The sequence below is a fragment of the Paraburkholderia aromaticivorans genome (assembly GCF_002278075.1).
GTDB lineage: Bacteria > Pseudomonadota > Gammaproteobacteria > Burkholderiales > Burkholderiaceae > Paraburkholderia > Paraburkholderia aromaticivorans.
In genome coordinates this window covers 3770890-3783247 of the sequence record NZ_CP022989.1, presented here as the reverse complement: position 1 = coordinate 3783247, position 12358 = coordinate 3770890, and the positions used below count along the sequence as shown (strand labels likewise).

Below are 12358 nucleotides of genomic sequence, written 5' to 3'. Positions count from 1 at the left end.
CCCAGACACCTTCCGCGACTACCTCGCGAATCGAGCCCGCCTCATGAACAAACCGCCGCGCAAGAAGAACCCGACCTTTGGCATTGCCGTCTTTATCGTGGTCGCGGTGCTGCTGGTGATCGCCACGCTCTTCTATAACGCCATCAAGGAAAAGCGCGATTTCGACAGCCAGAACGCACCGGCGCCGTCGATTGCATCGGACGCGGCGGCCGCGGCCACCGCCGCGAAGCCGGCAAGCGGCACCTCTCAGTAAGACTGCGCGCACCCCGGTTCGAGCGTTGCGCCTGATCTTGCGGCGATGCTCACCGCAACGCAAAACGCCGGCCTATCCAGAAACTGCACGTACACCAGTCGCGCCACGCGCAACGTCGGCTCGCACCGTCTCACTCGTCCGGCAGGCGGATCACGCTCGCATCTTTGCGAATCAGCGCCGCCGCCGACAGCATCTGCTTGCATTGATGAGCAAGCAATTTCATGTCATGCACGGCATCTGCCGAATAGTTCGGCGACTTTTCCGTTTCGACCACCATCACATCGAGCTCACGGCCTAACTGTTTGATCTGCTCGCTCAGATCGGCTGGCGGCGGGGTGCCGGTTTCGGCTTCGGTGAGATTGTCGCGCACCACGCTCAACGCGCGTTGCAGGGGCTGTAACGAAACGCCGTCGGCCTGCTGTTGCCCGGAGGTGCGCAGCAGCGGCGCGGCCGCCGTGATCTGCGAGGCGAGCACGTGGCTGCGCACCAGCAGGCCATTGAGTTCCGGCACGAACTTTTGCGCGGACTTCGGTTCGAGCATCATGCGCTGAAACGCCTGGCCCAGATTGGCGAACGCCACGTGAACGTTTTTGCGGGCAAGCCGGTAGCGATAATCGCGATCGAGCGCGGTCGCCGCGGCTGCGGCGGCAGCGGAGGCGCTTGAGGCCGGCCTCGCGGTCGGATTGCTGACCGTGGTGGTGCCGGCGCCGGCCTCGGCAATCGGGGTTGCTGCGGCGACGGCACCTGCGGTGGCTAGAGCGTGTGCGCCGTTGCTCGCAGCCACGCTTGCGCCACGGTTCGGAGCAGTGCGTGCGCCACCGCCTGCGGCATCGCTCACGACACCGTCGGCAGTAGTCGCGAGCACCGGTTTGCCGAACTCGATCGCCGGATCGGCCATCGCCGCCGCCGGCGCGCGCGCGCCGGCCTCGGTCACGGTGGCGACCACCGCGGCGGCCGGCTTGCCGCTCCACCACCAGCTGGCTTCGAGATACTGACGCGTCGCGCTGATCATGTTGTTGACGAGCTTGCCCATCAGACGATATTCCCAGTACGGGAACAGGTGGCTCGCCGCAATCGCGATCGCGCAGCCCACCACGGTGTCGATCGCGCGTTCGCCGATGATGCGCATGCTGCCCGGCGCGAGCAGATGAAACATCAGCAGCACATACGACGAGGTGAACACCACGCTCGCCGTGTAATTGAACAGCAGCAGACTGTAGCTCATGACCATCGACGCGAACATCACCACCAGCAGAATGTGCGGTTCCTTCACGAACATGATCAGCGCGATGCTCGCCGCGCAGCCGATCAGCGTGCCGACGATCCGCTGCCCGTTACGCTGCTTGGTGAGCGAATAGCCGGGCTTCAGGATGATGACGGTGGTCATCACGATCCAGTAAGCGTTGGTGAGCGGCAGCAGACGGCCGAGCCAGAAACCCACGGCGACCGCGATCGTCACGCGCAACGCATGACGGAAGCTCGGCGAGGCCATCGTGAGGTTCGAGAAGATCTGCCCGAACGGCACGCGGCGGCTCGACACGAAGCGCGACAGTGCCTGGTCGAGGCGCAATTCGGTCTCGGTCGTGCTGGGTTCGCTCGAAAGACTCTTGCGCATCTTGTCGATCAGGCGCGTGGCGCTCCAGACGCGCCGGAAAGTCGACGAGATCGCCGAATAGGCCTCGTGGTTTTTCGCCGGCAGGTTCTGCTTGCGCATCAACTCGATTTCGAATTCGATGGCGCGCAATTCCGCCTTGACGTTCACGCGCGTGCGCGGCGCCTGGTTTTGCAGCACCGCGAGCCCGATCTCCTCGAGATCGGCGGCCGCCTTGCGAATCAGGTCGCGGTAGAACACCAGCAGATCGGAACCGCCGAAGGTGTTGCGAACCAGCGGGTAATCTGTGTGCGCCCCGACGAACAGTTCGTGCAGATCGACGGTGTTGATGAACAGATTGAACAGCATGGCGCGGCGCGGCTCGAGCTTGCCGCTCTTGAGCTTGGGCAGATTGCGCAGCACGATGTCGCGCGCGGCGTCCTGCCGGTCCACCGCGGCGATCTGCTTGTCGACCAGGTTGCGATAACAGTCGTCGAGGTCGTTATCGAGGTCGTAGAACTCGGCGCGCGCGAGCAGATAATCGGCGCACGCGAACACGCTTTCGGCCAGCGCCTGCTGTTCGATGCGGTGCATCATCCAGCGGCTCACGAAGGTCGACCAGTAGGTGTACCAGAGGCCGCCCACCAGAATCCACGACGCGTTGACGAGCGCCTGCATGGGCGTGAAACGCTCTTCCAGCGTCATGATCATCATGAACAGCGTGGCAAAGCTGATCTGCGGCCAGCGGTTGCCATACACGACGATCAAGGACAGCAGGAACGTGAGCGGCACGACGGTGCACCACAGCGCCACCGCATTGACCGTGGCGAGGCCGGTGGCGAGCGCGGACAGAAAGCCGATCACCGTGCATGCCAGCATTTCGTTGTGCTTGTACTTGAGCGGGCCCGGCATGTCGACCACACATGCGCCGAGCGCGCCGGTCGCGATCGTGAAGCCGAGCTCGCGATCGTGAAACACGATCAGGCACAGTACCGCCGGTAATGACACGCCGACTGCGATGCGCAGGCCGCCATAAAAGTACTGGCTGTAAAGGAATTTTTTTATTTCGACCGAATAGCGCATCGACTGCCTGGATTCCGTTTACTGAGAAGCCGCGGTTGAAGGGGCAGACCCAAACTGCCGTCGAGTCTAACTGATTTTATGGCTGATCTGACCTCGTCCGTTTGGCCGGGTTCTGCGCCGCGGATGCGTTTGTTATGCTGTCGCTTCAATGTCTGTCGAGGCTCCGGCGTTCCGTCCGTGCCCCGCGCAAACCCCAGGATCCATGCTCCAGCTCTTCTACTCGAATCGCTATGAAACGCTTGTCGGCGCGCTGCTCGACGACCTGGCGCAAGCGCCGTCCGACCCCTGGACCGCGCAGCCGGTGATCGTCCCGAGCGCGGCGGTGCGGCGCCGTCTCGAGCTCGATATCGCCGCGCGCCAGGGCATCTGCGCAAATGTCAACTTTGGTTATCTCGCGCAATGGCTGTGGGCGCAGATCGGCGGCGTGATCGAGGTGCCCAGGCATTCGCCGTTCGCGCCGGACCGGCTCGTGTGGCGCTGCTACCGGCTGCTGGGTCAGGTGAGCGAGGGCGACGAAGCGCTACCCTGGCATGCGTCGCCGCGCCTGCGCACGTATCTCGACGCGGCGGACGCCTCCATGCGTTATGAACTCGCTCGGCGCGTGGCGACCGTGCTCGACCACTATCTGACGTATCGCCCCGAATGGCTGCTGCAATGGCAGAAGGGCGGTTCGATTTTCGCGAGTGGGGCGGCTGACGACAGCGGGCCGCGTCTGGTCGGCGCGAGCGAAGCGGCGCGCGAGGACGAGCGCTGGCAAGCGGCATTGTGGCGCGCGGTGCTCACGGAGCTGTCGGGCAACGCGCAAACGCCCGCGACCGCGTTGCCGCCCGCTTACCGTTTTCTGGAAGAAATCGGCACGCTCGATCTCGAGGCGATCTCGAACGCACAGTGGCCCGAAGCGGTCAGCGTGTTCGCACTGCCCACCATGCCGCCGTTGCACGTGGCGTTGCTGCGCGCGCTCTCGCGCTGGGTGGACGTGCGTCTGTACGTGATGAACCCGTGCCGCGAGTTCTGGTTCGACGTCGTCAGCGAAGGACGTGTCGAGGCGCTCGACGCCGCCGGCCAGCTCGACTACCAGGAAGTCGGTCATCCGCTGCTCGCCGAGTGGGGCCGTCAGACCCAGGCGCAGTTGCATATGCTGCACGAGCTCACTGAAAGCGCGGCCTCCGGCGAGACCGGCGATTTCACCGAGAATCCGCAACCGAGCTGGCTCGCCGCCGTGCAGAACGGCATTCTCGATCTGCGCAAGGAGACCGACGCCGACGAGCTGCCGATCGAACATGGCATCGAGGTCCACGTTTGCCACAGTCTGTCGCGGCAGCTCGAAGTGCTGCACGATCGCCTGCTCGGCTGGTTCGACGAATTCGACGATCTGCAGCCGTCCGACGTGCTGGTCGCCGTGTCCGATCTCGCCGCGGCCGGTCCATTGATCGACGCTGTGTTCGGCACCACGCCGCCCGGCGACACGCGCCGCATTCCGTATCGGATCACCGGCTTGCCGCCGTCGCAAGCCAATCCGGTTGCGCGTTTGCTGCTCGATTGGCTGGCCTTGCCCGAGCGCAGCGTGGGCGCGCCGGACCTGATCGAATGGTTGCGCGTCGACGCGATTGCCGTGCGTTACGGGATCGACGCGAGCTCGCTCGAAGCCGCGCAGGAATGGCTGGCCGCAGCGGGTGCGCGTCGTGGGCTCGCACCGGTCGAGCCTTCGGGCGAACACGTGCCGATTGCCCGTCATACATTCGCGGATGCGCTCACGCGTCTGTACCTCGGCTACGCCATGCCGGACGGCGGCGAACCGGTCGACGCCTGGTTGCCGGTCGAAGGCGCCGGCGGCGCGGATGCGGAACTGCTCGGCCGCCTGTCGCGCTTCGTCGACGACATCGACAGTTTCGCGGCGGATTGCGCGATCGAACGCACGCCTGCCGAATGGACGCAACTGCTGCTAGACACGTTGGCGCAGTGTTTCGACGGCGGCGTCGAATTCGCCGATTCGCTCGCCGCGGTGCGCGACGCGATCGACAAGATGGGCGACGCAATGCAAGCCGGCGCGCAAGACGTGGCAATGCCCGCCGCGGTGGTGCGCGGCGCGCTCACCGAAGCGCTCGACGACCCCGCGCGCGGCGGTGTGCCGTGGGGCAGCGTGACGTTTTCTTCGTTGACCAGCTTGCGCGGCTTGCCCTATCGCGTCGTCTGCCTGCTCGGCATGGACGACGGCGTCCTGCCGAGTCTCGCGCGCGCCGACGAGTTCGATCTGATGGCCGCATTCGGCAAAGCCGGCGACCGCCAGCGGCGCGACGACGAACGCAATCTGTTTCTCGATCTGCTGCTCGCCGCGCGCGCTCGTCTTTTCATCGCTTATACGGGCCGCAGCATTCGCGACAATGCGCCGTTGCCGCCGGCCGCGCTGGTCGATGAATTGCTCGACCACCTCGCGCGGGTGTCGGCGGGCGAGGGCGCGAGTCCAGCCGAGGTCGAGAGCGCGCGGCATGCGTTCATCGTCGATCATCCGTTGCAGGCATTTGCAGCGGACTATTTCTCTTCGCAGTCCGGGCTGTTCAGCTACGACGCGGATCGCGCGGAACTGGCCACGTTGCTCGCGGCGCCTACCCATCCCGCCGCCGCGCCTTTCTTCGATCAACCCTTGCCGCCGGAAGACCCGGCGCCGATCGCCTTCGACGAATTCGTGCGTTTCTGGCGCCACCCAGCGCGGGCGTTGTTGCGTGACCGTCTGGGCATCGTGTTGTCGGACGCGCAGGGCGAGTTGCTCGACACCGAGCCGTTCGAACTGGATTACTCAGGGCGCGACGCATTGGCGGACCGCCTGTTGCCCGTGCTGCTCGACGCCGGGACGGAAGACGAGGTCATCTTCGAACGCGTACGCCGCGTGGCGGCGGCCAGCCCGGAATTGCCGGGCGGCGCGACCGGCGCGGTGTGGCGCACACGTGAGCTCGGCGCGTTGCGCCAGCTCGCCGACAGCGTGCGCCGCGAAGTGGCTTCGGGTGTCGAGCGCCTGCCGTTCGTGCTCGACATCGCGCCGCGCTGGCCGGAGAGCGCGGACATTGCCGGCGCGCTCTTCGGCCCGCATGACACGCTGCTGCGGCAAGCCGGCGAAACGCCGCTGCAACTGCACGGCAGTCTGAATCTGCTCACCGACACAGGACAAGTGATTTTCCGTTACGCCAAACCCACCGCACGCGACTATCTGTCGGCGTGGCTCGCGCACCTGGTGTACTGCGCCGCGCGGCCGCAGGGTCCGCGCCGCACCGTATGGCATGGCAGCGGCGAGAGCTTCGAACTCACGCCGGTCGCCGCGCCGCTCGACGAGCTGGCGCCGCTTGCCGCGTTGTTCAAGGCCGGGCGCAGGCTGCCGCTGCGCTTTTTTCCGAAGAGCGCGTGGACCAAGGTCAGCGAAAGCGATTCCGCGGCGCTTGGTGTCTGGATCAACGACCGCGTGCGCGGCGAGTCCGACGACCCCGCGTTGCGTATCGCCTTGCGCGGCACGCCGCTCACGCTCGACGAGCCGTTCGGCAGCCTTGCCGCGATCGTATTCAAGCCGCTCATCCAACATCTGCGGAGCGTCTCATGAGCGGGGGCAAACGGAGTTACGCGCTGGTTGCCGAAGAACTCGACGTCTTCGCCTGTTCGCTCGACGGCGTGAATCAGATCGAGGCTTCGGCCGGCACCGGCAAGACCTGGAATATCTGCGCGCTGTACGTGCGGCTGCTGCTCGAAAAGAACCTGAACGCGGACCAGATTCTCGTCGTCACCTTCACGAAGGCGGCGACCGCGGAACTGCATGAGCGCATTCGCGGCCGTCTCGCCGAACTGGACCGCGCGATCGAAATGGATGACGACGGCGGCGATCCGTTCATCCGCCGTCTCTTCGAAACCACGCTGGCGCCGGAGCGGGGCATCGAGCGCGAGGCCGCCTTGAAGGTGGTGCGGCGCGCGCTGCGCACCTTCGACCAGGCGGCGATCCACACCATCCACGCATTCTGTCAGCGTGCGTTGCAGGAGGCGCCATTCGCCGCCGCCATGCCGTTCGCCTTCGAAATGGAAGCGGACGACGCGGCCTTGCGCTTCGAAATGGCGGCGGACTTCTGGCGCGAGCAGGTGGAGCCCGAAGCGTATGCGCACCCTGCGTTCGCCGCGTGGCTGGTGGCCAGACGCGCCGGCCCGGCATCACTGGACGAGCAACTCGCGCGGCGTCTGAAAAAACCTTTGGCGCAGTTGCGCTGGGGCAAGCTCGACGCAAGCGGCCAGGGCGTCGATCAGCAGGCCGGTTTCGAAGCCGCCTGCGACCTCTGGCATGCGGAGCGCGACAGGATCGTCGGTTTGCTGGCCGAGGCGCAAGACCGTCTGAGCAGGACCTCGCATAAGCCCGATCATGTGAGCGCGGCCATCGCCGCATGGACCGAGTATTTCGCGCAGGGCGACTGCCATGCGCCGCCGCCGAAAGCCGCATTGAAGCTGACGGCTTCAGCCTTGAAAAAAGCCACCAAGGTCAAGTTCGAGCCGCCTGAGCATCCGTTCTTCGAGCACGCCGAAGCGCTGGCGGCGGCCGTGGTCGCGGCCGAAGCCGCGCAACGCGCGCGCTGGCTCTCGCTCGTGCAGGCCTGGCTCGACTACGCACCCGCCGAACTGGTGGCGCGCAAGCGCACCCGCCGGGTCGTGTCGTTCGACGATCTGCTGTCCAACCTGTATCGCGCGCTCGCCGCGCACCCCTGGCTTGCCGATGCTTTGCGCACGCGTTATCCCGCAGCGCTGATCGACGAATTTCAGGACACCGATCCGCTGCAGTTCGCGATCTTCAGCCGCATCTTCGCGCCGGCCGGTCCGCTCTTTCTGGTCGGCGATCCGAAGCAGGCAATCTACAGTTTTCGCGCGGCGGATCTGCATACCTACCTGACCGCGCGCGAGGCGGCATCCGCGTGTTACACGCTGGCCGTCAATCAGCGCTCGACCGCGCCGATCGTCGAGGCATGCAACCGGCTCTTCGAAGCCAACCGCCAGGCGTTCGTGCTGGATGGTCTCGACTATCAGCCGGTGCGTGCGGGCGAACGGCGCAGGCCGCCGTTCTCCGATCCGCACGCGAGCGCCGGCGACTTCCGTATCTGGACCTTGCCGCAGGGCGACGCCGCATTGACCAAGCGCGAGGCTCAGCGCGAAGCGAGCGAAGCGTGCGCCACCGAGATCGTGCGTCTGTTGCGCGGCGCGCGCGAAGGTGTGGTCACGATCGGCGACGCGCCGCTGGCGCCGGGCAACATCGCGGTGCTGGTGCAAACACACAAGCAGGGCAGTCTGATCAAACGGGTGCTGGCCGCGTGGGGTGTCGGCAGCGTGGAGCTGGCGCAGACGTCGGCGTTCGCGACGCTCGACGCCGAGCAGATCGAGCGCGTGCTGGCCGCGGTCGATACGCCGGGCGATCTGCGCCGTTTGCGCGCCGCGCTGGCAACCGACTGGCTGGGTCTCGACGCCGCGGCGCTGTGGCGCCTCGAGCAGGTCGCCGAGGCGCCGTCATCCGCCGACGATCCCGCGCACGCCGCTGACGCGATGGGTTGGGTCGAGCGTTTTTCCCGTTATCGCACGCTGTGGCATGAGCGCGGCTTCGCGGTGATGTGGCGCACGCTGATGCGTGAGTTGCGCGTCGCGCAACGGCTGGTTGCGGGACCGGACGGCGAGCGTCGTCTGACGAACGTGAATCATCTGGCCGAACTCGTGCAGGCGCGCGCCGCGACGCAACCGGGCATCGCGCCGACCTTGCGCTGGCTCGCCGCGCAACGCACCCAGGGCGGTGGCGAAGACGCGCAGTTGCGGCTCGAGTCCGATCGCAACCTGGTGCAGATCGTCACGGTCCATAAATCGAAAGGGCTCGAATACGCGGTGGTGTTCTGCCCGTTCCTGAACGACGGCGCGTTGCGTGAGCCGCCATCATCCGGCTTGCCGGATGCGCGCGAGTATCACGACGACACAGGCGCCGCGGTGCTGCACTACGGTTGCGACGACGAGGAGGCCGAGCATGCGTCGCGTTACGCGGTGCGCGAGCAGGCGGCCGAGAGGGCGCGGCTCGTCTACGTGGCGTTGACGCGCGCGGTGTACCGCTGCTATCTGGTCGCCGGCACGTATCTGTCGTCGCGCTCCACGAAGGAGTCGCGGCGCAGCGTGTTGAACTGGCTGGTGGGCGGTGGTGGCCACGGTTTCGAGGACTGGCTCGCCGAGCCGCCCGACGAAGCCGCGTTGGCGGCGAGCTGGCAAGCGCTGGCGGGCGGCCCGATCACGCTGCAGGCGCTGCCGAAGCCCGAGCGCCGCGTGCCGCTGGAAAGCCTCCAGGACCGCAGCGCGCATATGCAGGCGCGGGCCAATCGCAGGCCGCTGCGCGATCAGTGGCGCATGGCGAGTTTCAGCGGCCTGATCGCCGCCGGCAGTCAAGCCGAGGAAGCGCGCACAGCGGTGGAAGAGGTGCGACCGGATCACGACGAGCTTGCCGATGCGCTCGTCGTCACGCCCGCGCCCGTGCCGCAGGCTCAAGCCTATGCGGAAGACGACATCCTCGCGTTTCCGCGAGGCGCGGCGGCGGGCGACTGTCTGCATCGCATGTTCGAACTCGCAGACTTCGCCGGGCCGCATACATGGGCCGATGCCATTCGCGGTGCGTTGCGCGAGCGCCCCGCGCCGGCTGTGCCCGAACTCGCCGCACGCCTGCCCGCGATGATGCACAACCTGCTCAGGGACGTGGTCACCACCGAGCTGCAGCCCGGCATGGCGCTCGCGAATCTGAATCCGCGCCGGCGCCTGAACGAGCTCGAGTTTCTGTTCGCGGCGCCGTCGCTGGATTTTCCCGCGTTGCGCGAGCTGCTGATCGAACACGGCTATCCCGACGTCGCACTGGAACCCGGCGTGTTGCGCGGGTTCGTCAAAGGATTTATCGACATGATCGTCGAGTACGACGGGCGTTTCTGGATTGTCGACTGGAAGTCGAACCATCTGGGCGACACGGCCGCCGACTATGCCGCCGCGCCGCTCGAAGCGGCCATGGCGAGCCACGCCTATCACCTGCAGGCGCTGCTCTATACGGTCGCGCTGCATCGGTATCTGAAAACACGGGTGCGTGATTATTCGTACGACACGCATATCGGCGGCTATCTGTATCTGTTCGTGCGCGGCGTTCGTCCGCATTGGCGTGACGCCGATGGACCGGCGGGCGTGCATAGGCGGCGGCCCGCGTTCGAACTGGTCGCGCTGCTCGATGCGGCCATGATCGGAGGTGTCGCATGAGCACGTTGGAACAGAGCGCATCGACGCCGCCCGAGTTCGACGACATCGGCGTGAGTTTGCCCGCGCCGGCCGATTTCAGCATCGCGCTCGCGGAAGGTTTCGCGCGTCGCATCGGCACGCTGGCGCGGCGCGGCGGCGCCTCGGTGGAAGCGGTCAAGTGGGCCGCGCGGGGTGCGTTCGCCGCGAGCCGCGCGACGGCGGAAGGCCATGTGTGTGTGCCCCTCGCGGTGCTGGCGCGGCGCTTCGAGGCGTCGAGCGCCGAAGCGCGTGCCGCGCTCTTCGCAAGCGGCATGGCGAGCGATGGTTCGCAAAGCGCGGCAGCGTTGCGGCCATTGGTGGTCGACGGGCAAGGGCGGCTCTATCTGGCTCGCTATTACGACTATGAGCGGCGGCTCGCGCGCGCGCTGGTCGCGCATGCCGGGGCGGGCGGCAGTGCCGCGGGTGGTGCCGCGGGTGGTGCCACGGTCAGGGCCGCAGTTGGAGCCGAAGGAGGCGCCGACGCCCAAACGCTGCAGGAGCGCCTGCTGCGCTACTTCGGGACACCAAAGGACAACGAAGTCGATTGGCAACGTGTCGCGGCGGTCATGGCGCTGTCGGGGCGGCTCACCATCGTCAGCGGCGGACCTGGCACCGGCAAGACCACCACCGTGGTCGGCGTGCTTGCCTGCCTGCTCGATGCGCGCGTGGATTTGCGCATTGCCCTGGCGGCCCCCACCGGCAAAGCGGCGCAGCGTATGCAGGAGGCGTTGCTTGCGCGGGCGGGCGATTTGCCGCCCGAACTTGCCGCGCGTTTGCCGCAGACGTCGTACACGTTGCACCGTTTGCTCGGTTCCGGGCCGGGCGGACGTTTCCGGCATCATCGCGACAATCCGTTGCCATACGACGTCGTGGTGATCGACGAGGCGTCGATGATCGACGTCGCCATGGCGGCGCATCTGCTCGACGCGATTGCCCCGCAAACGCGCCTCGTGATGCTCGGTGACAAGGACCAGCTCGCCGCCGTCGAGGCGGGTGCGGTGTTCGCCGAGCTCAGCGCGCGTCCGGCGTTCACGCAGGAGGGCGTGCAGCGCATTGCGCAGGCGCTGGGCCTCGACGAAACACGGCTCGTGCAGGCATTGCCGGGCGCATCGCGGCGCTTCGATGAGGAGGCCGCCTGTTTTCTCGCGCAGCCCGAGGCGCCGGACACATCCGACGCGCGGCCCGACGATCTGTTTGCCTATGCGGATTCACCGGACGCTTTCGATGAACCGCCCGCCGGCGACCTGTTCGAAAGCGCCGCGTCACCGCCCAGGTCGGCATCGCATGCGCAAAGCCCGCTCGCCGATTGCGTCGTCTGGCTCGAGCGCAACTACCGGTTCGGTCTCGAATCGCCGATTGGCCGCTTGTCGCTCGCGATCCGGAACGGCTCGGCGAGCGCGGCGCTCGACGTCCTGCGCATCGATCCCGTGCAAGCTTGCGCAGCGGCGCTTCACGAAGACACGCATGCGACGCTTGCCGAGCGTACGGTCGCGCGCCTGGCCGCAGGTTTCGCGCCATACGCCGACGCGCTTGTCGCGGCGCTCGCGGCCGACGTGCCGGATCCGTTGCCGCTCTTCGATGCGTTGAACCGTTTCCGCATTCTGTGCGCAACCCGCTCCGGGCCGCGCGGCGTCGATCAGGTGAATACGGCGATGGCGGCGCAGGTGCGGCGCGCGGCAGGCGTGACGCTGGCAGTGGGCGCGCAGTGGTTCGCCGGGCGCCCTGTGATGGTGACACGCAACGACTACGCACTCGGTTTGTTCAATGGCGATATCGGCATTGCGCTGCCGGGCGCAAGCGGCGCGCTACGCGTATATTTCCGCACCGGCGACGGCGGTTTGCGAGCGGTATCGCCGGCCGCGCTTCCGCCGCACGACACCGCATTCGCGCTCACGGTTCACAAGTCGCAAGGCTCGGAGTTCGAGCATGCGGTGTTGATGCTGCCGTCGGTATTTAGCCGGGTGTTGTCGCGTGAACTGGTCTACACGGCGATTACCCGCGCGCGCGAACGGGTGGAAGTGGTCGGTGCTCGCGCCGTGCTGGCGCAGGCCATTGCGACGCCGACGCAGCGCGATTCGGGATTGGCCGCGCGGATAGCGGAGGCGTGGCGCGACGCTGAATAGGACGATGCGGGGGAA

The 12358-nt window shown here is 66.8% G+C and carries 5 protein-coding genes; 4 read left to right on the top strand and 1 reads right to left on the bottom strand.

What is annotated here, in order from left to right:
* The first annotated feature begins 43 nt into the window (after positions 1 to 43).
* Positions 44 to 253 (top strand): hypothetical protein, encoded by a 210-nt coding sequence (locus tag CJU94_RS17075; protein WP_095419692.1) that lies wholly within the window; start codon positions 44 to 46, stop codon positions 251 to 253.
* Between the two features lie 130 nt (positions 254 to 383).
* Here the strand turns inward: CJU94_RS17075 and CJU94_RS17070 are convergent, their stop codons facing one another.
* Positions 384 to 2927: an FUSC family protein gene (locus tag CJU94_RS17070; RefSeq protein WP_095419691.1), complete on the bottom strand. Its 2544-nt coding sequence runs from the start codon at positions 2925 to 2927 to the stop codon at positions 384 to 386.
* 202 nt (positions 2928 to 3129) lie between these two features.
* On the opposite strand from CJU94_RS17070, the gene recC reads away from it, so the two are divergent.
* From recC to CJU94_RS17055, 3 genes are read left to right on the top strand one after another with little or no spacing between them, the layout of a single operon-like run.
* Entirely contained in the window at positions 3130 to 6513 is a 3384-nt protein-coding gene (gene recC, locus CJU94_RS17065) for an exodeoxyribonuclease V subunit gamma (protein WP_095419690.1), read from the top strand.
* Positions 6510 to 10202: an exodeoxyribonuclease V subunit beta gene (gene recB / locus CJU94_RS17060; RefSeq protein WP_095419689.1), complete on the top strand. Its 3693-nt coding sequence runs from the start codon at positions 6510 to 6512 to the stop codon at positions 10200 to 10202. The genes recC and recB overlap by 4 nt, the downstream gene beginning before the upstream one ends.
* Positions 10199 to 12343: an AAA family ATPase gene (locus tag CJU94_RS17055; RefSeq protein ID WP_095419688.1), complete on the top strand. Its 2145-nt coding sequence runs from the start codon at positions 10199 to 10201 to the stop codon at positions 12341 to 12343. Before recB ends, CJU94_RS17055 begins: the two co-directional genes overlap by 4 nt.
* Positions 12344 to 12358: the final 15 nt, after the last annotated feature.